The 20,391-nt window shown below is 64.0% G+C and carries 16 protein-coding genes; 9 read left to right on the top strand and 7 right to left on the bottom strand.

Annotated elements, in window-relative coordinates:
• Positions 1 to 94: 94 nt before the first annotated feature.
• From CAURI_RS02815 to CAURI_RS02800, 4 genes are all read left to right on the top strand, one after another.
• On the top strand, positions 95 to 2,278 hold the full coding sequence (locus tag CAURI_RS02815) for an NADP-dependent isocitrate dehydrogenase (protein WP_010189398.1): 2,184 nt from the start codon (positions 95 to 97) through the stop codon (positions 2,276 to 2,278).
• A gap of 377 nt (positions 2,279 to 2,655) precedes the next feature.
• Entirely contained in the window at positions 2,656 to 4,023 is a 1,368-nt protein-coding gene (locus CAURI_RS02810) for a PepSY-associated TM helix domain-containing protein (protein WP_010189399.1), read from the top strand.
• A 52-nt stretch (positions 4,024 to 4,075) separates the two neighbouring features.
• A complete protein-coding gene (locus tag CAURI_RS02805) occupies positions 4,076 to 6,127 on the top strand; it encodes a M3 family metallopeptidase (RefSeq protein WP_010189400.1) in 2,052 nt (683 codons plus the stop codon).
• Between the two features lie 164 nt (positions 6,128 to 6,291).
• Positions 6,292 to 7,320 (top strand): HNH endonuclease signature motif containing protein, encoded by a 1,029-nt coding sequence (locus CAURI_RS02800; RefSeq protein WP_010189401.1) that lies wholly within the window; start codon positions 6,292 to 6,294, stop codon positions 7,318 to 7,320.
• Positions 7,321 to 7,582: 262 nt separating this feature from the next.
• Here CAURI_RS02800 and ppc read toward each other — a convergent pair whose 3' ends face one another.
• The 3 genes from ppc to pdxS form a co-directional block, all read right to left on the bottom strand.
• Positions 7,583 to 10,237, bottom strand: coding sequence for a phosphoenolpyruvate carboxylase (gene ppc, locus CAURI_RS02795; protein ID WP_010189403.1), 2,655 nt, complete (start codon positions 10,235 to 10,237; stop codon positions 7,583 to 7,585).
• Between the two features lie 124 nt (positions 10,238 to 10,361).
• Complete coding sequence (gene pdxT / locus CAURI_RS02790; RefSeq protein WP_010189404.1) at positions 10,362 to 11,141, bottom strand: pyridoxal 5'-phosphate synthase glutaminase subunit PdxT; 780 nt, start codon at positions 11,139 to 11,141, stop codon at positions 10,362 to 10,364.
• 5 nt (positions 11,142 to 11,146) lie between these two features.
• Positions 11,147 to 12,049, bottom strand: a complete 903-nt coding sequence (gene pdxS / locus CAURI_RS02785) for a pyridoxal 5'-phosphate synthase lyase subunit PdxS (protein ID WP_010189405.1) — start codon at positions 12,047 to 12,049, stop codon at positions 11,147 to 11,149.
• A gap of 81 nt (positions 12,050 to 12,130) precedes the next feature.
• Here pdxS and pdxR point away from each other — a divergent pair, with 81 nt between their 5' ends.
• Positions 12,131 to 13,432, top strand: a complete 1,302-nt coding sequence (gene pdxR, locus CAURI_RS02780) for a MocR-like pyridoxine biosynthesis transcription factor PdxR (protein WP_010189406.1) — start codon at positions 12,131 to 12,133, stop codon at positions 13,430 to 13,432.
• A 43-nt stretch (positions 13,433 to 13,475) separates the two neighbouring features.
• Here the strand turns inward: pdxR and CAURI_RS02775 are convergent, their stop codons facing one another.
• From CAURI_RS02775 to CAURI_RS02765, 3 genes are read right to left on the bottom strand one after another with little or no spacing between them, the layout of a single operon-like run.
• Positions 13,476 to 14,108, bottom strand: coding sequence for an anti-sigma factor (locus CAURI_RS02775; RefSeq protein WP_010189407.1), 633 nt, complete (start codon positions 14,106 to 14,108; stop codon positions 13,476 to 13,478).
• Positions 14,105 to 14,713, bottom strand: coding sequence for a sigma-70 family RNA polymerase sigma factor (locus CAURI_RS02770; protein WP_010189408.1), 609 nt, complete (start codon positions 14,711 to 14,713; stop codon positions 14,105 to 14,107). The genes CAURI_RS02775 and CAURI_RS02770 overlap by 4 nt, the downstream gene beginning before the upstream one ends.
• Before the next feature lie 7 nt (positions 14,714 to 14,720).
• The gene (locus CAURI_RS02765) at positions 14,721 to 14,942 is read right to left on the bottom strand and encodes a hypothetical protein (RefSeq protein ID WP_010189409.1); all 222 of its coding nucleotides are present in this window, start codon (positions 14,940 to 14,942) and stop codon (positions 14,721 to 14,723) included.
• A gap of 178 nt (positions 14,943 to 15,120) precedes the next feature.
• On the opposite strand from CAURI_RS02765, the gene CAURI_RS02760 reads away from it, so the two are divergent.
• The 4 genes from CAURI_RS02760 to metX all read left to right on the top strand — a co-directional run bounded on the left by CAURI_RS02760 (position 15,121) and on the right by metX (position 19,930).
• Positions 15,121 to 16,701, top strand: coding sequence for a redoxin domain-containing protein (locus CAURI_RS02760; protein ID WP_010189410.1), 1,581 nt, complete (start codon positions 15,121 to 15,123; stop codon positions 16,699 to 16,701).
• 10 nt (positions 16,702 to 16,711) lie between these two features.
• Positions 16,712 to 17,326 carry an MBL fold metallo-hydrolase gene (locus CAURI_RS02755; RefSeq protein WP_010189413.1) on the top strand — a complete coding sequence of 205 codons (615 nt, stop codon included), beginning with the start codon at positions 16,712 to 16,714 and terminating at the stop codon, positions 17,324 to 17,326.
• A gap of 137 nt (positions 17,327 to 17,463) precedes the next feature.
• Positions 17,464 to 18,783 carry an O-acetylhomoserine/O-acetylserine sulfhydrylase gene (locus CAURI_RS02750; RefSeq protein ID WP_010189414.1) on the top strand — a complete coding sequence of 440 codons (1,320 nt, stop codon included), beginning with the start codon at positions 17,464 to 17,466 and terminating at the stop codon, positions 18,781 to 18,783.
• Positions 18,731 to 19,930, top strand: a complete 1,200-nt coding sequence (gene metX, locus CAURI_RS02745) for a homoserine O-acetyltransferase MetX (RefSeq protein WP_012714863.1) — start codon at positions 18,731 to 18,733, stop codon at positions 19,928 to 19,930. Before CAURI_RS02750 ends, metX begins: the two co-directional genes overlap by 53 nt.
• A gap of 34 nt (positions 19,931 to 19,964) precedes the next feature.
• Here metX and CAURI_RS02740 read toward each other — a convergent pair whose 3' ends face one another.
• Positions 19,965 to 20,336, bottom strand: a complete 372-nt coding sequence (locus tag CAURI_RS02740) for a DUF3017 domain-containing protein (RefSeq protein WP_049754554.1) — start codon at positions 20,334 to 20,336, stop codon at positions 19,965 to 19,967.
• Positions 20,337 to 20,391 lie beyond the last annotated feature (55 nt).

Below are 20,391 nucleotides of genomic sequence, written 5' to 3'. Positions count from 1 at the left end.
GCTGGTGGCGCGAGTCACAGGGGGACCAGCACCGCGAGAAAATAAGACAGGTATCCTGTGAGGTTGAACAGTTTTCAACTTCTTTAGGAGAACCATGGCAAAGATTATCTGGACCCGTACCGACGAGGCGCCGTTGCTGGCGACCTACTCCTTCAAGCCCGTCGTGGAGGCCTTCGCTTCCACCGCAGGCATCGAGGTGGAAACCCGCGACATTTCCCTGGCCGGCCGCATCTTGGCCCAGTTCCCGGAGCGCCTTGGTGACAAGAAGGTCTCCGATGCCCTGGCTGAGCTCGGCGAGCTGGCCAAGACCCCGGAAGCTAACATCATTAAGCTGCCGAATATCTCCGCTTCCCTGGTGCAGCTGAAGAAGGCTATTGCTGAGCTGCAGGCCGCCGGCTACGACCTGCCAGAGTACGAAGAGGCTCAGGAGAAGTACGACGCCGTCAAGGGCTCCGCTGTGAACCCGGTTCTGCGTGAGGGCAACTCCGACCGCCGCGCCCCGATTGCGGTCAAGAACTTTGCTAAGAAGAACCCGCACAAGATGGGTGCGTGGTCCGCTGACTCCAAGACCAACGTGGCCACCATGGACGCTAACGACTTCCGCCACAACGAGAAGTCCGTCATCATGCCGGAGGAGGACACCCTCTCCATCGTCCTGAAAACCGCCGAAGGCGAGCAGACCCTGCTGGAGAAGCTGCCGGTCCTCAAGGGTGAGGTCATCGACGGCACCTTCATGTCCGCCAAGGCACTCGACGAGTTCCTCAAGGCGCAGGTTGCCCGCGCCAAGGAAGAGGGCGTGCTCTTCTCCGCTCACCTCAAGGCCACCATGATGAAGGTCTCTGACCCCATCATCTTCGGCCACGTCGTCCGCGCTTTCTTCGCTGACGTCTTTGAGAAGTACGGCGAGGAGCTCGAGGCCGCTGGCCTCAACGGCGAGAACGGCCTGGGCGCTATCTACGAGGGGCTGGACAAGCTCGAGAACGGCGCTGAGATCAAGGCTGCCTTCGACGCCGCGCTTGCCGCGGGCCCGGACCTCGCCATGGTCAACTCCCACAAGGGCATCACCAACCTGCACGTTCCGTCCGACGTCATTATCGACGCCTCCATGCCGGCCATGATCCGCACCTCCGGCCACATGTGGAACAAGAACGACGAGGAGCAGGACACCCTCGCCGTCATCCCGGATTCCTCCTACGCCGGTGTGTACCAGGCTGTCATCGAGGACTGCAAGGCTAACGGCGCCTACGACCCGACCACCATGGGTACCGTCCCGAACGTCGGCCTCATGGCGCAGAAGGCTGAGGAGTACGGCTCCCACAACAAGACCTTCAAGATCCCGGCTGCGGGCACCGTTGAGGTTCGCAACTCCAAGGGCGAGGCCCTCATCTCCCACGATGTAGAAGCTGGCGATATCTGGCGCGCCTGCCAGACCAAGGACGCCCCGATCCAGGACTGGGTCAAGCTGGCTGTCAACCGTGCTCGCCTGTCCGGCATGAAGGCCATCTTCTGGCTCGACCCGGAGCGCGGCCACGACGCCAACCTCATCGAGCTGGTCAAGAAGTACCTGGCCGATCACGACACCGAGGGCCTCGACATCTCCATCGAGGACCCGGTCACCGCGACCAAGATCTCCGTCGAGCGCATCCGCAAGGGCGAGGACACCATCTCCGTCACCGGTAACGTCCTGCGTGACTACAACACCGACCTCTTCCCCATCCTCGAGCTCGGCACCTCCGCCAAGATGCTGTCCGTGGTTCCGCTCATGGCTGGCGGCGGCCTGTTCGAGACCGGTGCCGGCGGCTCCGCCCCGAAGCACGTCCAGCAGGTTCAAGAGGAGAACCACCTGCGTTGGGATTCCCTCGGTGAGTTCCTGGCTCTGGCTGAGTCCTTCCGCCACGAGCACAACACCAACGGCAACGCCAAGGCTGGCGTGCTGGCTGCTGCTCTGGACAAGGCCACCGAGACCCTGCTGGATGAGGGCAAGTCCCCGTCCCGCAAGGTCGGCGAGAACGACAACCGCGGCTCCCACTTCTTCCTGACCCTTAACTGGGCCAAGGAGCTGGCTGCACAGTCTGACGACGCCGAGCTGGCCGAGGCCTTCAAGCCGGTTGCTGAGGCCCTCGAGGCCAAGGCAGGCGAGATTGAGCAGGCGCTTCTCGACGTCCAGGGCTCCCCCGTCGACCTCGGCGGCTACTACGCCCCGAACGAGGAGAAGCTCAACGAGACCATGCGCCCGGTTGCTGCCTTCAACGAGATCATTGATGGCCTGAAGAAGTAACTCCCCGCTTCTCCTCTAGCCCCTGCGTCTTAAGCCAGGGCTAGCCACCACAAAGGCTCGATCCACGATGAGTGGGTCGAGCCTTTTCTTGCTTCATTAACCACAAACAGTCCTAAAACAGCACCCCGCGACGCTATTTTTACCCGTTGAGCTGCGAAGACTGTTTCTTGCTTCTCGCGCCTTATCTCGCGGGGTTTTCATCCTTTGAACACCGAGGCCCCCAGTTAGTTAAAAAGTTTTCAATACTCGGGAACCGAGAAACCATCGCCTCCGACTACTAGTGCAGTTGATATCAGCGCCTGTCCATCACCCCTCCTGAACGCCCCGCGAACGTTCAGCAGGGGCCCTAATCGATAGACCCCGAAAGAGCACTACTTATGAGTCGGACGGCTCTGCGATCCTTCATTCAACGCATCCACTTTTATGGCGGCATGTTCGTCGGCCCCTTCATCCTCGTTGCGGCATTGACTGGCTGCCTCTATGCCATGGCACCCACCCTGGAGAAGGTGGTGTACCGCGACGTCATGACCGTTCCGGCAGTCGAGCACCCCGTGAGCTTGGAAGAACAAATCCAGGCCGCACAGCACGAGCACTCTGACATGCCCGTGTCCCAAGTCTGGCCGGCAACCAGCCCCACGGATTCGACGCGCGTGCTGGTCTCCGATGACAGCATCGATGAAAGCCTGCAGCGCACCGTCTTCATCAACCCCGCCACCGCCAAGGTCATCGGGGACTACCCCACCTATTCCGGCTTGGGCGAGATGCCGCTGCGCCGCTGGATTTCCTCCCTGCACGAAAGCTTCCACTTGGGCAAGGTCGGCGAGCTCTACTCGGAGCTTGCCGCCTCGTGGTTGTGGGTCATGGCCTGCGGCGGCCTCTATATGTGGTGGATTCGCCGCCGCCCGAAGAACAAGGCAACCGCGAACGCCACCCAACGCCAGCCCAAGCGCTCTGCCCGCTGGAAGGCCACCCGCCTGCATTCCACTATTGGCGCCTGGATCTTCATCGGCCTGCTTGGCCTCTCTGCCACCGGTATCACGTGGTCGGGACTGGCCGGCGACAACGTCGATTCCCTCGTCGAGCGCATGAACTGGAAGGCCACCCCCATCGAGACTGCCCTCCCCGGCACCACCGCTGAAACGCATGAGCACACCGGGCATGAAGGTCATGAAGGGCATGGGGTTGGAGGGGCGTCGTCAAGCTCGAGCGTAGCTACCGAGGCCGAGCGCGTCCTCGCCACCGGCCGCGCCGAGGGGCTGACCGGACCGCTGCGCCTGTACCCGCCGGAGGACGCCAACTCCGCCTGGCAGGTCAGCGAACGCTGGGTGGAATGGCGTACCACCTCCGATGCAATTTCGGTAGATGGCGCCACCGGAGAGATCATCGACCGCCAGCCTTTCTCCAGCCTGCCGCTGTTTAGCAAGCTCAGCAGCTGGGGCATCTACCTGCACATGGGCATCATGTTCGGCCTTCCTCTGCAGATTGCGCTGCTCGCACTGGGGCTGTCCACCGCCGCTCTCGTAGTGCTGGGGTACTACATGTGGTGGAAACGTCGCCCACGCTTCCTCCCGACTGCCCACTTCTCCTGGGCCACCACAGGGTTGGGCGCGCTCTTCGCCGCCACCGTCGGCGTCTTCCTACCGCTCTTAGGAATCACCTTGGCAGCGTTCCTGATTCTCGATGTCATCCTGGTAAACCGTGCCACCGCCCCGCGCAAGGAGCGCACACCGGTTCCGGTCGGATAGTTTAGTGAAAGCCATCACATAGGGCGGAGCTTATTAGGTACGGTAGTTTCTTATGACTAACCCACTACTGACCCCCTCCACGCTGCCCTACCAGCTCCCGCCGTTTGCGGAGATCAAGGTAGAGCACTACCGCCCTGCCTTCGACGAAGCACTCGCGCTTCACGACGCCGAAATCGCCTCCATCACCGACAACCCCACCGCGCCCACGTGGGAGAACACCGTGGAGGCGCTCGAGCGCTCCGGCCAGGACCTTGACCGCGTCATGGCGGTCTTTGGCAACCTCTCCGGCACGGATGTCACTGATGAGATGGAGGAGATCGCCGCCGACATCTACCCGCGCTTGTCCGCGCACTATGACGCGATCTACCAGAACGAGGTGCTCTACGCGCGCATCAAGGAGGCCACGCCGCCTGCCGACGACGCCGAAGGCCAGCGCCTCCACGACCACCTCCTGCGCACCTTTGCCCGCAAGGGCGCCGACCTCGACGCGGCCGGCAAGGCCCGTCTCTCCGAAATCAACCAGCGCCTGTCTGCGCTCTCCGAAGAATTCGGCCGCAATCTCATGGCGTCTACCCGCGAGCGCGCGGTTTCCTTCACCGAAGAGGAACTCGAGGGCCTGCCCGCCGAGCGCATCGCCTCCGCCAAGGCCGATGCCGAGGCGTTAGGCCGCGAAGGTTTTGTCATCCCGCTGGAGCTGCCGACCGTGCAATCGGAGCTGAGCCGTCTGGTGCGGGAGGATGCGAGGGGGAGGTTGTATGGGGCGTCGGCAAGCAGGGGCTCCGAGAACAACATCCCGGGTCTCATCGAGGCCGTCCAGCTGCGCGCCGAGCGCGCCGAGCTGCTGGGATTTGCCACGCATGCCGACTACGTCATCGCCGAGGAAACCGCCGCGACTGCCGATGCCGCCCGCACCATGCTCTTCGACCTCGCCCCCGCCGCCGCGGCCAACGCCGAAGGCGAGCAGAAGCTCCTCGCGGAGGAAGCAACGCTCAACGGCCAGGGTTTCAGCGCCGCGGACTGGCCTTATTGGGAATCCAAGGTCCGCGCCCGCGACTTCTCCCTCGATGAGGACGAACTGCGCAAATACTTCCCGCTGGACCAGGTCCTGGAGAAGGGCGTCTTTGCCGCCGCCGAGCGCCTTTACGGCATCACCGTCACCCCGCGCGATGACCTCGAAGGCTATGCGGAGGGGGTTCGTGTGTGGGAGGTGCGAGATGGGGACATCTCGCACGTAGGCATCGACTCGCACGAGGATAAGGGGATCGGCCTTCTCCTTACCGACTACTTCGGGCGCCCCACCAAGCGCGGCGGCGCGTGGATGAGCGAATTCGTGGGGCAGTCCCGACTGCTGGAGCGCAAGCCGGTCATCGTCAACGTCATGGGCATCACCAAGCCCACCGACGGATCCCAACCGCTGCTCAGCATGGACGAGGTCCGCACCGTCTTCCACGAATTCGGCCACGCCCTGCACGGCCTGCTTTCCGACGTCCGCTACCCCACCTTCGCCGGCACCAACGTGCCGCGCGACTGGGTGGAGTTCCCCTCGCAGATCAATGAGAACTGGGCGCTCGATAAGAACTTGGTCAAGGAGTACGCCCGCCACGTGGAAACGGGCGAACCGATTCCGGACGAGCTTCTCGACGCCATCTCCGCCGCCTCCGAGTTCGGCCAGGGATTCGCCACGTCGGAGTATCTGGGGGCATCGATCATCGACCTCGCGTGGCATTCCCTGAGTGCTGCCGACGCCGCCAAGCTGGAGGCCACCCCGGAGGCCGTCGCCGAATTCGAGGCCGAGGCCCTGCGCGCGGCCGGACTGGACAACAAGCTCATCGCCCCGCGCTACCGCTCGACCTACTTCAACCACATCTTCGCCGGTGGCTACTCCGCGGGCTACTACTCCTACCTGTGGGCCGAAGCGCTCGACGCCGATGGTTTCGAGTGGTTCAAGGAGCAGACCGACCTTCACGCAGCCGGTCAGAAGTTCCGCAATGTCATCCTGTCGAAGGGCGCGTCCCGCGACTTCACGGAGGCCTACCGCGAGTTCCGCGGCCGCGACAAGGACGTTGCGCCGCTGCTCAAGCGCCGCGGCCTCGCCGGCGCCTAGTACCCACGAAGCCTGACCCGCGCAGAATACTGACAAGCAAACACCACGAGCTCGGCATCTAAGGCCGAGCTCTCAAACCGAGTGCCGACTAGTTATCCACAGATTTCGGTGGGTAGCTGGTTGGGGTCTTGGCGGTGGGATGGGGTGCTTTTAGGCTGCAGGGTATGAGATTGCAGACGTACTTCGCCGCCCTCGGCCGCGCCATTGACCTGGTGGCCGAGTGCGCGGGCCTGTCTGAATCTGACTTGGTGGCCCTCGGCGCCGCGCCTGCCGACGCCACCGTGTTCCTCTCCCTCCACCACACCTACTTCGGGCACACCTCTTCGACGAAGAAGCAGCGTACGGCGGTAGAAGCCGCGCGCCGGCGCGGGCACGGGCTGGTGACCTTGCAGCTTATCGAGCACTTTGTGGACAAAGTCCGGGACCACAACAAGGCCTGGGACTTGCGGGTAGAGCTGTGCCAGACCAGCGCGGAGCTAGTGGAAAAGGTAGCGCGCAAGCGCCTACGTCAGATGCGCAAGCCCCGCACATATGCCGAGCGCGCCAAGCTCACCCAGCATGGCAACGGCCTGGCCACGCTCACGGTCACCGCGGACTCGCTGCAGCTGACTGGCGTATTCGAGAGCATCGACCAGGAACGCCCCGGCGAGAGTTTCTTGGAAAATCTGGACGGTGGCGGCGTCAAGACTGAGGTTGCCACCATGGCGGTCCTGCAGCTTGATGACTACGCCGAGCTGCTCAAGGGAAATACCGACAAGGACGGCGAAGAGTTCATTGTCCGCACCACCAGTGGCGCGACCATGACCGGCTCGCAACTGGTGGAGCGCGCTTTGCTGGACAAGGGGATCATCGTGGCGGTCAGCCGTGAGCATGGCCCGCTCGATGTGTTCCGCTTCCAGCGTTTCGCCACCGCCAAGCAGCGCCTCGCCTTGGCCGCGGAGAATCCCTGCTGCGCGTGGGAGGGCTGCAAGGTTCCCTTTGAGAAGTGCCAGATCCACCACATCAAGGCCTGGGCCCGCGGCGGGCCCACCAACATCCTCAACCTGGTGCCGCTGTGCCCGTACCACAACGGAGTCAACGACGATGACCCCGATGCCCCGCCCTCACGCGGCCACATGGATCGCATCGGCGGGCGGGTGGCATGGATCCCGCCATACGACGCCGCGCCGGTCTTCACCAGCACCTTCAACTAACTCTTCAACTCACCCTAATGCCCGTTAAGGCACCGGTGTGCCCCGTCCCGCCAGTGCAGGTAGCAGTGCAAGCAACGCCGCTACCAACGCCAGGGCATTCTTCCAGCACTGTTTGGTCGTACCCCGCAGGGAATCATCTCCTCGCGGGGCATTCGGCGTGCCGGCTTAACTTATGGAACTGATCATGCGCTCAATCCTGTCCCGCAAAAATGTTGGCTGGCCGAGCGGTTGGGCCGGATGTGCGGGGAAGCGGGCGGGCGGTTTAGCCGGCGTTGCGCAGCGCGGTGGCCAACCCGTTCATAGTGACCTGGATGGTCTTGGACACTAGGAACTGGTCATCGCCGCGGCGGTAGCGACGCAGCAACTCCAACTGGATGGCGTTGAGCGGAAGCAGGTATGGGTAGCGCCGCTTGAGCGACCTCGCCTGGCGCTGATTCTCACTGACCAGATCCGCGTTGCCGGTGACCTTGAGGTAGACCTCGCGGGTGCGCTCAAACTCCACGGAAATCAGGCCGAAGATACGGTCCGCGGTCTCCTTGTCGTCGACCAAGTTGGCGTACAGGCGTGCTAGCTGCATCTCCGCCTTGGCCATGACCTGCGCCATGTTGGCGAACACGGAGCGGAAGAAAGGCCAGGTGCGGTACAGCTCGCGCAGCTCCTCCCAGCGCTTCTCCTCATCCCCGCCAGCTTGCTGCACCCACGCCGTCACCGCGCTGCCCACGCCGAACCAGCCTGGAATGTTGGTGCGGGACTGCGACCACGACAGCACCCAGGGAATCGCTCGCAGATCCGTAATCGCGGTGGTCTGTTTACGCGAGGTCGGGCGCGACCCCAAGTTAAGCTCACCAATCTCATGCAGCGGGGTGGACTGGGTGAAGTAAGCGATGAACCCGGGGTCGTCGACAAGCTGGCGGTACGCCGTACCGCTCAAGTCCGCGAGCTCGCGCATGATCTCGTAGGCGCGCTCGGGATCCGCAATCGGCTCGGTATCCAACAGCGACGCCTCCAACGCGCCGGAAATGAAAGCCTCCAAGTGGCGGCGCGCGGTTTCCGGCGCACCGTACTTCGCAGAAATCACCTCACCCTGCTCAGTAATGCGCACCGACCCGGACACCGCGCCCTTCGGCTGCGCCAAAATCGCGTCATACGTCGGACCACCGCCGCGGCCCACCGCGCCACCCCGGCCATGCGCCAGCCGCAGCTCCACGCCGTGGCGCACGCAGAGCTCAACGAGGGCCAGTTCGGCGTCGTACAGCGCCCAGTTCGCCTGCAGGTAACCGCCGTCCTTGTTGGAGTCCGAATACCCCAGCATCACCTCTTGGACATCCCCGCGCGAGCGCAGATGCTCGCGGTAAACAGGCATCTGCCAGAGCTTCTCCAGAATGCTGGCCCCCGCCTTCAGATCCTCGATGGTCTCAAACAGCGGCACCACATCCACCTGGCCCAGGCCTACCTCCTTGAGCAGCACCATCGGCTCCAGAATGTCGGAGACCGTTCCCGTCATGGAAATTATGCAGTGCGACACCGACTTCGGACCAAAGTCCCGCACAGCGCGCGCCGCTGCACGGAAAATCCCCAGCTCCTTCGCGGTATCCTCGGTGAATTCCTTCTCCGTGCCCGGGAATAGCAGCGGACGGTTGGTCTGCAGCTCGCGCACGAGCAGCGCGACCTTCTCCTCCTCCCCCAGCGCGCGGTAATCCGGGGTGATCCTGGCCGCGGCGAAAATCTCGGTGAGGACGTTCTCGAAGGACTCCGAATTCTGGCGCATATCCAGCGTCGAGAGGTGGAATCCAAACGTGGTCACCGCCGAGCGCAGCCGGGCGAGGCGGTCATCGGCGATGATGTCATCGTTGAATTGGCGCAGCGAGCGGTCGATCACGTCCAGGTCACGTTTGAGTTCCTCCGGCGACGCATAGGCGCTTGGCGACGCCTCCCCTTCCAACCTCGCCAGCACCTTCTTACGGATGCCGAAGATGGCCCGGCGATAGGGTTCGTCGACGCGGGATTTTTCATCGTTGTGGGAGGCGTCGGCAAGCGCGCCCAGCTCTTTGGAGCTGGAGGAATAGCGATCCGATAGGGAGAGCTCGCGCTCCAGCTCGCCGAGTTCGTCGGCGTAATACTGGAGCACCGTCGCCGCGGCCTTGCGGGTGGCATAGGTCAGGGTGTGCTCGTTAACAAAGGGGTTGCCGTCATGGTCGCCGCCAATCCAGGAGCCGGGGCGGACGACGGGGGAATCGGGAAGCTGCTGGCCAAAGGTCTCGCGCATGGCGTGGCGGATGGCGCGGTTGAGGGCAGGGACCTGGTCGAGCAGCGACAGCTTGTAATAGCGCAGGCCGACGTCAATCTCGTCTTCAAGGGTGGGGCGGGCGATGCGAATCAGCGCCGTCTGCCACAGCAGCGTCATGCGCAGGTACATTTCCTTCTCGATTGCCGCCATGTCGCCGCCGCGGTGTGATTCCTTGAGGAGAGTCTTGATGCGGGTCTGGGTGTCAAAGACAGTACGGCGGCGGGTTTCGGTGGGGTGCGCGGTGAGAACGGGGGCGACGTGGGCGCCGCGGATGACGGAGGCTGCGTCGGCGGGCGCGACGCCTTCTTCTTTGAGCTTGGCGAATGTCTTGCGCAGGGACACTGGCGCCTCGACAGACTCGTCATCCAAGTCCTCCGCTAGGTTGGCGATGAGCGCGAAATAGCTGAACGCTCGCGCCACGAGGTTGACTTTGGTGATGTCGAGGTCGCGGAAAATAGCGACGAGGTCCTCCGGCTTAGCATCGCCGTGCGCGATGTCGAAGGCCATGCGGCGGGTGGATTCGACGAGCTCAAAGACGTCCTCGCCTTCCTGCTGCGCGATGACCCGGCCGAGCACCCGGCCGAGGAAGCGGATGTCTTCGCGGACTTGTTCTGGGGCAGGTGTGCTCACGGCGAGGAGCCTTTCTGGGAGTGACGTGTTCAGCTAGCACATCTCAATGTATCCCAGAGCACTATCGGGCGATAGTTATTTAAGAAAAGAGCTTGCGGGCAGAAAGGGGCTCGGACAGAAAGAGCTAATGGGCAAAGGAAGCGAGCCACGCGGCGTGGAGGCGCGAGTCACCGTTCTCTTCCGGATGGAAGCTCAGCGCTGTGACGCGCCCCTGCCGCACGCCCACAATCGCTTCGTGCCCCGCGGCAGGATGAGTTAGCTCCCCGTCATGTTCGGCGCCATCTTTGCACGCCGCGCTATCTTCGCCAGCCGCGCCACCAGTCACAGTGTCGGGCGCAGGGGCGGGCACGGTGGCGATGACCTCAACACCTTCGCCCACGCGGGTAACGATGGGCGCGCGGATGAAGCTCGCCTCAATATCGAGCGTGATGCTTCGGGGTCCTATGCCATACGCCTCGCCATCTCGGGACTCGGCACCCCATGCCCCAACCTCTGAGATCTCTGCATCGGGTCGCGGACCTTGCAGCGCGACGGGAACGACACGCTCCTCGGAGAAGCGTTGGTTGCCGAAGGCGTTGCGGCGCACGGTGACGTCGATAAGCCCTAGCGTCTGCTGGCCCGGAGCGGGGTTCTCCAGTTCGCGAGCGCTGTAGATGAGCCCCGCGCAGGTGGCGAGAACCGGCAGCCCACCCTCGACGGCGCGGCGCAACGGCTCCGCGACGCCAAAAGAGCGCGCCAACTTATCGATGGTGCTCGACTCGCCGCCCGGCAGCACCAGCCCGTCCAGCCCGTCGAGGTCCTGCGGCAGGCGCACCCGGCGCGTTTCGACACCGAGGCTCTCCAACACGGCAAGGTGTTCCTCCACGCCGCCCTGCAGCGCGAGGACACCGACGAGTGGTCGCACCGCGTTTACCAACCGCGCTCTGCCAAGCGGTGCGGGGCGGGGATGTCGTTGACGTTGATGCCTACCATGGCCTCGCCCAGACCGCGGCTGATCTTGGCCAGCTCGGCCGGCTGGTCGTAGAGGGTCGCCGCCTTAACGATGGCCTCCGCGCGCTTCGCGGGCTCGCCGGACTTGAAGATGCCGGAGCCGACGAAGACGCCTTCAGCACCCGTCTGGCGGACGAGGGCGGCGTCGGCAGGCGTGGCGACGCCACCGGCGACGAACAGCACGACCGGCAGCTTGCCGGTCTCTGCAACCTCAGCAACCAGGTCATACGGCGCCTGCAGTTCCTTGGCGGCGACGTAGAGCTCGTCGCGATCCAGGTTCTGGAGGCGTGCGATTTCGCCCTTGATGGTGCGCAGGTGCTTGACAGCCTCGGAGACGTCGCCGGTGCCGGCCTCGCCCTTGGAGCGAATCATGGCCGCGCCCTCGGTGATGCGGCGCAGGGCCTCGCCCAGGTTCGTCGCACCGCACACGAAAGGCACGCCGAAATCCCACTTGTTGATGTGGTTGACGTAGTCGGCCGGGCTGAGCACCTCGGACTCGTCGATGAAGTCCACGCCCAGCTCGCCGAGGATCTGCGCCTCGACGAAGTGACCGATGCGGGCCTTCGCCATCACTGGGATGTCCACGGCGTTGACGATGCCTTCGATGAGGTCCGGATCAGACATGCGGGCCACGCCGCCCTGGGCGCGGATATCGGCCGGCACGCGCTCCAGCGCCATGACGGCGGACGCACCTGCGTCCTCAGCAATTCGGGCCTGCTCCGGGGTGACCACATCCATGATGACGCCACCCTTGAGCATGTCAGCCAGTCCACGCTTGACGCGCGTCGTGGCGCGTCCCTGTTCATTCTTCTGTTCAGTCATGGCTCACATAGTGGCCCAGAAAATTGGTCCAAGACAAGAGCCATTTTCCGAGTGTCGAATTAGACCACTTATGATGGGGTCGTGTCTTTCCGCCTCGATCCATCTGATACGCGCGCGTTGCCGGTGCAGATTGCCGAAGCCCTCCGCACCCAAGTCGCGGCGGGCATTTTGCTGCCCGGCGAGCAGGTGCCGTCGACGCGTTCGCTGGCGCGCGATCTGGGCATTTCCCGAGGCAGCGTGGTTACCGCCTACGAGCAGCTCACCGCCGAGGGCTACCTCACCGCGTCGGTTGGCTCGGGCACAGTCATCAACCCGCACCTGCCCCATGGGCGCACCCCACAGCCTCACCCCGCGCCGCGGCCCAGTCCTGCCCCACCGCGCGTGGAGTTGACCCCCGGCTTGCCCGATACGGCCGGAATCATCACCCCCGAATGGAGGGCGGCGTGGCGCAAGGCCGCGGTGAATCCTTCCGGCGATCTTCCCCGCGAGGTGGCCGCGCACCTGCGCCACATGCGCGGGCTCACCGTCGACCCGGCTTACGTTGTCATCACCGCCGGCGCCCGCGACGGCCTCTCGGTGCTGCTGCGCGCGCTGGGAGGCCACCTACGAGTCGGCGTGGAATCCCCCGGCTACCCCAGCCTGCGCCGCGTCCCCCAAGCTTTGGGGCACACGCTTGTCGACGTCCCCACCGACGCCCACGGCGTCACCGTCCCCACCGTTGACCTCGACGTTCTCATCGTCACCCCCTCCCACCAGCACCCTTATGGCGGTTCGCTGCCGGCGGCCCGGCGCGCGGAACTCGTCGAGTGGGCACGCAGCAACGACGTGCTCATCATCGAGGATGACTTCGATTCCGAACTGCGCTACGTCGGCCAGCCCTTGCCCGCGCTGGCCGCGCTCGCCCCGGAGCACACCGTCTTGCTGGGCACGTTTTCCTCGGTGATTTCGCCGTCGATTGCCTGCGGCTACCTCGTGGTGCCGCCGAGCTTGCGCTCGGCGGTGGACCGCGTCCGGGAGGTCTTCGGCCAGCCCGTCGGTGCTATCCCCCAAGCGGCGTTGGCGAACTACCTGGCCAGCGGTGCGCTACGGCGGCATACCGGCCGGATGCGCCGCGCCTACAAGCGCCGCCGCGATCTCGTCCAAGCCGCGCTGGAAGACGCCCCCGCTACCCTTCTGCCCATCCACGGCGGGCTCCATGCGGTGTTGCTGTGCGATAACGCCGTAGTCGACCGCGCAGCTTCCCTAGGGCTAACGCTCACCCCGCTCAGTGACTACTGGGGCGGCGTGGCCGCCGAGGAAGGCGTGGTCTTGGGCTTTGGGCATTTGAGCGATGTCGAACTCGCCGCCGCGCTGGATCTGGTCAAGCAGGCCTTAACTAGCTGACATGTAGCTGGCCTGGCGCGTAGCTGCCCTAGCGCATACTGGGCTAGCTAGCGCTGGCCAAGGTCACGGTGGCGAGGGTGCGGCCCGTCGGTTGCTCGCTGCCACCCGCAGGTTCCTCGGTAACCATGACTTTGACCGCGGCACCGTCGAAGGGCATCCACACCCCATCGTGTGGGTCCTGACCGATAACCCCGGCTGAGGCCATCTCACCATCTGCACTGACTGCCCACACCTGGGCGCCCATGCCGTCGGCCAGTTGTGGCTGGCCATCGACCATCGCGCCGGATTTCGCCATCGAGGCGGAGGAAACGATATCCAGTTGCGCTCCCGAGACATCCGCATTGCCCTGCATAAGGTCCTCTGCCCCCATGATGTCATGCATAGATTTCTCGCCCGGCGATTCGGCTTCGACTCGCGCGCTATCCGCTGCATCGGGTTGACCCAACTGCAAGAGCTGCGGCGCTGCTACCACGCCCGCGACGAGCACTGCCGCGGCCGCTGGCACTGCCACGAAGGCCCGCCACCGGCGACGTGGAAGCTCGATAACCTCGGCAGCTTCGCCCCCGTCAATTTCCGCAAAGATGGCATCTTTCATTCGCGCTGGCGGTTCGACCTCGGGGAGGGAATCGAGGAAGTCGTCGAAAGTCTCATCAGAAAACTCATGCGTATTGCTCATCTTCCCTCCCTTCCGAGGATCGCTTTTAGCTTCTTAACGCCGTCGCGCACGCGCGTCTTCGCCGTACCTAGCGGGACTCCCGTTGATTCTGCCAGTTCAGCATGCGTCAAGCCATTGAAAAATGCGAGGGCTACCGCGGTGGAATGTGGCTCCCCGATCTCGCCGATAGCCCGGCGCAGACGCTGCGCTTCGACATGTCCTAGGGCCTCATCTTCGAGGGGCTCGGTGTAGGTAGCCTGGGTCAGCAGCGCGTCGCGGTCATCACGGTGCACTGCGGCAACGTGGCTACGCAGCTTATCGACGGCCCTCCCATGCGCCAGCCTGCCTACCCACGACCGCGCGTTCCCTCGCTGCGGATCAAATTTCGCAGCGGAAGTCCACACCTCAACGAAGACGTCTTGGGCAACCTCTTCCGCCAAAGCAGGATTGCGCAAAACGCTCAGGCACACGCTGTACACGGTGGGTGCGAGGGCGTCGTATAGCGCGCTGAAGGCATGCTTGTCTGCCGCAGCGGTCTGAACGAGCAGGTGGTTCAGCCGCGCATGTTCATCAGGTGACATCGCAGACACGGGTGTAGAGCTTACCTCCAGCAACGGGGCGGACATGGCACTTTTACTTAGTCATTTCTTCACTCGGCGCCATCATCTCATCGCTCTCCATTTCCTCGGTCATCTTTTCCTCGGTCATCATGGAATCCGACTCCATGGCGTCCGAGCTCGGGGCCATCATCTCAGAGCTGGGCATCATGTCCATGTCTTCCTTCGTGTCGTTGCAGGCAACCAACCCACTGGCGGCAACGGCAAGTGCAGCGGCGGTAGTAACAAGCTTCTTCATTTCGGTGCTCCTTCTTCAGGTTTTCGGGTCCGGTGTTTCCGGGCCCTGTATCTCACCATTCGGAGCCGCCCCGTGACGCGGATTGGATGGATTTAAAAAAGTTTGTGGCAATCCGTTTATCACGTGTGCTCCGAACTGATTGCATACCCACACCGCACCACAAGCGAAGGAGCACAGCATGTTATCAACGCTTTTCATCGGGTTTACCGGTGGTCTTATCACCGGCATCTCGCCCTGCATCTTGCCGGTCTTGCCGCTGGTCCTCGCAGTCAGCGGCGGCTCACGGTGGCGGCCATGGCAGGTCATCGGCGGGCTGGTGACGAGTTTTAGCCTCGTCACTCTTTTCGCCACAACGCTGCTCAATGCCTTGGGCCTCCCGGCCGACATCTTGTGGAAAGTGGGAATCGCGCTGCTCGTTCTCGTTGGCCTAGGAATGGTGTTCCCACGCGTGCAGGAAGCCCTAGAGTGGCCTTTCCAGAAGCTCCCGAAAGCTGGCGGCTTGCAAGCCAAAGCCCGCGACAAGGGCGGCTTCGTCGTTGGCCTAGCCATGGGTGTTGTCTTCGTTCCCTGCGCGGGCCCGGTACTGACCGCAATCTCAGTGGCGGGCGCCACCGGGACTGTCGACGCCCACATCCTCCTCCTCTGCCTCTCCTTCGCCCTCGGCGTGGCGATCCCGCTGCTGGCTTTCGCCTTAGGCGGCAACGAGGTGGGCAAACGCGTCGATGCTTTCCGCTCCCATCAACGCGGGGTGCGCATCGCTGCGGGAATTGTGGTGATCGCTATGGCCGGCGCCATCTCACTCGGCGCGCCCGCGTGGCTTCAGCAGAAACTCCCCAGCATCAACGTCGACGCTACGCCCGTTGAACAGGACGCTCCCACAGCGGAAGGAACCCCCGTGCCCGCGTTCGCGGGGCTGACCGGCTGGTTCAACACGGATGCGCCCGTCGATCCGCGCACCTCCGGCAAGGTCACGCTCATCGATTTTTGGGCCTATGCCTGCATCAACTGCCAGCGCAACAACACGCACCTGACCAAGCTCTATGCGCATTACAAGGACTACGGCTTCGACATCATCGGAATCCACGCGCCGGAATACGCTTTCGAGCACGAGGCCGACAACGTGCGCCGTGCGGCCCGCGAGCAGGGAATCGAGTATCCAGTGGCACAGGATAATGACTTCGCCACGTGGAAGAACTTTGGGAATCGGTACTGGCCGGCGCACTATCTCGTCGACAAGCACGGCATGTTGCGCCAATCCCACCACGGCGAGGGCGACTACGCCGAGACCGAGCGCCTCATCCGCGAGCTTCTCCTCGAGCGCGACCCCTCCATCGCGCTGCCTGAGCCCATTGAAGCAGCCGATGCGAACAGCGCGCCGCGCTCGCCGGAGACCTACCTCGGCACCGCACGCGCACAGTATTTCACCAACCCCGATTACCACGACGGCACGCACCAGTTCACCACGAGCGAGCCGCCGTTAGGTCAGTATTCGCTGGGTGGGACGTGGACTTTGGCCGACCAGCCCATCACCGCCGGACCTCACGCGCGCCTGCGACTGAATTATCGCGCCGCCTGGGTACAGCTCGTAACATCAGGGAGCGGAACGGTTCGCGTGCACCGCGCGGATGGTTCGGTCCGCACCTTCGACATCACCCAGGACGGCACGGTGGATCTCGTCCGGGAGCCTGACAATCACACCGAAACAATCGAGCTGGAAGTAAGCGAAGGCCTCTCGCTGTATTCCTTCACTTTTGGCTAGCGTGGGAATCATGAAGATTTCGCTGCATGGGCAATCCGCCGTGGCCGTCGAGGCTCCCCAGGGGCGCATCGTTATCGATCCCGGCCCCCTTTCAGATCTCAGTTGCCTCGAAGGCGCTGAGGCGGTGCTGCTCACGCACGCGCACGGCGATCACCTCGACGTCGATGCCGTGCGCGCGAGCGGCCTGCCAGTGTGGGGAACGCAGGAAGCCATCAACGCCATCGGCTCCGGCACCGCCGTGCATGCCGGAGAGACGTTCACGGTTCTGGGCCTTGAGATTCACGCGGTGGGCGGGCTCCACGAGGAAATCCACCCCAACATTCCGCGCCCGGAGAACCTGGGTTATTTCTTCGGCGGCGTGCTGCACCCCGGCGACCAGTGGTGCGTCCCTAAGGGACGCACGGTAAATGTCCTCCTGCTTCCCATCGCCGGCCCGTGGGTGCGCGGGGCGGATGCCGCGGATTATGCCATGCGCATCGGCGCGCGCGTGACGGTGCCCATCCATGACGCCGTGCTTTCCGACGCCGGCAAGCAAATCACCGACGGCATGCTCCAGCGCGCCGGCGTGACCGGCTACCAGCGCCCGCAGGTCGGTGAAAGCATCGACATCCAACAGGCGCCTTGAGCCTTCGCGCTGCGGGGAGATCTACAACGCGCACGGGCCACCGAACCAACCGCTCGGTCTATTTTTATTCTCGGGCTTGCCTGCGGTTTCCACAAAGCCACTAACAGCACTGAACCGCTTGGTCTAGCCTTTGTGGCATGAGCACCAAATACGATAATTCCGAAGTCAACGAGTGGTCTTTTGCCACCCGCGCCCTCCACGCCGGCCAGAACCTGGACGGCTCCACCAACGCACGCAACGTGCCGATTTACCAAACCACCTCGTATGTCTTCAACGACGCCGAGCACGCCGCCAACCGCTTCAACCTCTCGGATGCCGGCCCGATTTACACCCGCCTGACCAACCCCACCCAGGATGCGCTCGAAGAGCGCCTCGCTTCCCTCGAGGGCGGCGTCGCCGCCGTAGCTTTCGCTTCCGGCCAGGCCGCCGAAACCGCGGCCATTTTGAACCTGGCCTCCGCCGGCGACCACATTGTTACCTCCCCGCGCCTCTACGGCGGCACCTCCACCCTCTTTACCGTGACCTTGAAGCGCCTGGGCATCGACGTCACCCTCGTCGAGAACCCCGATGACCCGGCATCTTGGCAGGACGCCGTCCAGCCGAACACGAAGGCTTTCTACGGCGAGACCTTCGGCAACCCAGTCGCCGATGTTCTCGACATCCCTGCCATCGCCGAGGTAGCCCACAAGAACCAGGTCCCGCTCATCGTGGACAACACCATCGCCACCGGCGCGCTCGCCCGCCCGCTGGAGCTGGGCGCGGACATCGTCGTCGTCTCCACCACCAAGTTCTATACCGGCAACGGCTCCGCCATCGGTGGTGCCATCATCGACGGCGGCTCCTTCGATTGGACCGTCGAGCGCGACGGCGAGCCCGTCTTCCCCTACTTCGTCACCCCGGACAAGGCCTACCACGGCCTCAAGTACGCCGACCTGGGCGCACCGGCCTTCGCAATCAAGGCGCGTGCGGGCCTGCTGCGCGATACCGGTGCCGCCATCTCCCCCTTCAACGCCTGGCTGACGCTGAATGGCATTGAGACGTTGCAGTTGCGCGTCGAGAAGCACAATGCCAACGCCCAGGCCGTGGCTGAGTACCTAGAGTCCCACGCCAAGGTCACCACCGTCAATTACGCTGGCCTGGACTCCTCCCCGTACAAGGCCACCAAGGAGAAGCTCGGTTACGCCTACACCGGCTCCGTGCTCTCCTTCGACATCGACGGCGGCCGCGAGGAGGCCTGGGCGTTTATCGACGCCCTGCAGCTGCACTCCAACCTGGCCAACATCGGCGATACCCGCTCGCTGGTGGTACACCCGGCTACCACCACACACTCCCAGTCCGACGAGGCCGCTCTCAAGGCCGCGGGCATTACGCAGGCCACGGTGCGCCTGTCGGTGGGCATCGAGGATGTCAAGGACATCATCGCTGATCTCGAGCGTGGGTTCGCGGCCATTGGTTAGCGCCGTCCCGGAACTCGCGCCCGAAGGCGAGCTCGCCGTCGTCCCCATCGGTGACTTCACCACGGAAGCAGGCGCCGTGCTTGCCGACGCCCACGTGGCCTACCAACGCTGGGGCGCTTTTGCCGGCGACCCAGACGGCGTCAACAACGTCCTCGTGGTTGAGCATGCGCTGACCGGTGATTCCAATGTGGCGGACTGGTGGTCCGACCTGGTGGGGCCTGGCAAGGCTCTGGACACCACGCGCTGGTGCGTTATCGCGACCAATGCGCTGGGCGGCTGCAATGGCTCGACGGGGCCGAAGTCGCTGCACCCGGATGGAAAGCCGTGGGGCGGGCGCTTCCCGGCGCTGTCGATTCGGGACTTGGTGGAGGCCGAGCACGACTGCTTGAAGGAACTGGGCATTTCGCGTGTGCACGCGGTACTCGGCGGCTCGATGGGCGGCGCGCGCACGCTGGAGTGGAGCTTGCTGCACCCGGAAAGCGTGTCCGCGGTGTGCGTAATTGCGGTGTCTGCTCGGGCTTCGGGCTGGCAGATTGGCATCCAATCCGCGCAGATTTCCGCCATCGAGCGCGACCCGTTTTGGCATGGCGGAAATTACTACCTCACGGACAAGACTCCGCGGGATGGTCTGGCAGCGGCGCGCCGCATCGCGCATTTGACGTATCGCGGCGAGCAGGAGATCGACGAGCGCTTCGGCGCTACCGCACAGCAAGGCGAGAATCCCTTGGGTCCGCACCGCCAGCTGAACCAGCGTTTCGCGGTGAACTCCTACCTGGATTACCAGGGGGCGAAACTCACCGAGCGCTTCGATGCGGGTTCCTACGTGGTGCTCACGGAGGCGTTGAACCGGCATGACGTCGGCCGCGGGCGCGGCGGGCTCATCAAAGCGTTGGCGGCATCCCAGGTGCCGACGATGGTGGTGGGCGTGGACACGGATATCCTCTACCCCTATCACCAGCAGGAGCACATCTCTCGCAACGTCAACCAGCTGCTGGCGATGGCCAAGATTGTCTCCCCCGTGGGCCACGATGCCTTCCTGACGGAGACCCGGCAGATGAATCGCATCCTGCGCAACTTCCTGCTGCTCTCCGCGCCGAATGGCTTAGATGTAGGCCCTGCGTACGTCGGCGACGAATACTACATCTAAAGAGCCGTGTGGCTCTTTTTAGGAGTCACACGCATCACGAGCCCAGCGCGTCGATGGAAAAGGCCAGGAACGCCATAGCCGCGCCCAAGATGCCGGTAAAGCAGGCATCGAAGCGTCGGGAGCGCACCGCGAGCACGCCGACTCGGGAGGAGTCGCAGGTCAGGCGGACCACCGCCAGCCACATCAGCGCCCCGCCCAGCAGCAACGTGGCGCGGCGCCAGTGCTCAAACACGGCGTAGAAACCCGACACCACGACTGCCACGACGAACAGCCCGATGGCCAGCCACTGGATAGCCGACGGCAGCGCCGAGGGTTTCAGGTGCGCGTCGTGGGGATTGGCCAAAGACACCGGCGGCGCAACCTTAGCCTGCGCACTGGCTCGGCCCTGAGCCGGGCGCCGGGGCATCCGTTGCGCTCGGTGCCGCGGGCTTCCTTCTGACTGTGGGGACATGCTCATTGCT

The sequence above is a fragment of the Corynebacterium aurimucosum ATCC 700975 genome (genome assembly GCF_000022905.1).
GTDB classification, from domain to species: Bacteria; Actinomycetota; Actinomycetes; order Mycobacteriales; family Mycobacteriaceae; genus Corynebacterium; species Corynebacterium aurimucosum_F.
The sequence above is the reverse complement of the archived record's forward strand: the minus strand, read 5'-3'. Positions and strand labels throughout refer to the sequence as shown.

What these genes read in the sequence shown, in the direction of transcription:
- CAURI_RS02815 (WP_010189398.1), top strand. Translation starts at nt 95, where the DNA reads ATGGCAAAGATTATCTGGACCCGTACCGACGAGGCGCCGTTGCTGGCG.
- CAURI_RS02810 (WP_010189399.1), top strand. Translation starts at nt 2,656, where the DNA reads ATGAGTCGGACGGCTCTGCGATCCTTCATTCAACGCATCCACTTTTAT.
- CAURI_RS02805 (WP_010189400.1), top strand. Translation starts at nt 4,076, where the DNA reads ATGACTAACCCACTACTGACCCCCTCCACGCTGCCCTACCAGCTCCCG.
- CAURI_RS02800 (WP_010189401.1), top strand. Translation starts at nt 6,292, where the DNA reads ATGAGATTGCAGACGTACTTCGCCGCCCTCGGCCGCGCCATTGACCTG.
- pdxS (WP_010189405.1), bottom strand. Translation starts at nt 12,049, where the DNA reads ATGACTGAACAGAAGAATGAACAGGGACGCGCCACGACGCGCGTCAAG.
- CAURI_RS02775 (WP_010189407.1), bottom strand. Translation starts at nt 14,108, where the DNA reads ATGAGCAATACGCATGAGTTTTCTGATGAGACTTTCGACGACTTCCTC.
- CAURI_RS02770 (WP_010189408.1), bottom strand. Translation starts at nt 14,713, where the DNA reads ATGTCCGCCCCGTTGCTGGAGGTAAGCTCTACACCCGTGTCTGCGATG.
- CAURI_RS02765 (WP_010189409.1), bottom strand. Translation starts at nt 14,942, where the DNA reads ATGAAGAAGCTTGTTACTACCGCCGCTGCACTTGCCGTTGCCGCCAGT.
- CAURI_RS02760 (WP_010189410.1), top strand. Translation starts at nt 15,121, where the DNA reads ATGTTATCAACGCTTTTCATCGGGTTTACCGGTGGTCTTATCACCGGC.
- CAURI_RS02755 (WP_010189413.1), top strand. Translation starts at nt 16,712, where the DNA reads ATGAAGATTTCGCTGCATGGGCAATCCGCCGTGGCCGTCGAGGCTCCC.
- CAURI_RS02750 (WP_010189414.1), top strand. Translation starts at nt 17,464, where the DNA reads ATGAGCACCAAATACGATAATTCCGAAGTCAACGAGTGGTCTTTTGCC.
- metX (WP_012714863.1), top strand. Translation starts at nt 18,731, where the DNA reads ATGTCAAGGACATCATCGCTGATCTCGAGCGTGGGTTCGCGGCCATTG.
- CAURI_RS02740 (WP_049754554.1), bottom strand. Translation starts at nt 20,336, where the DNA reads ATGCCCCGGCGCCCGGCTCAGGGCCGAGCCAGTGCGCAGGCTAAGGTT.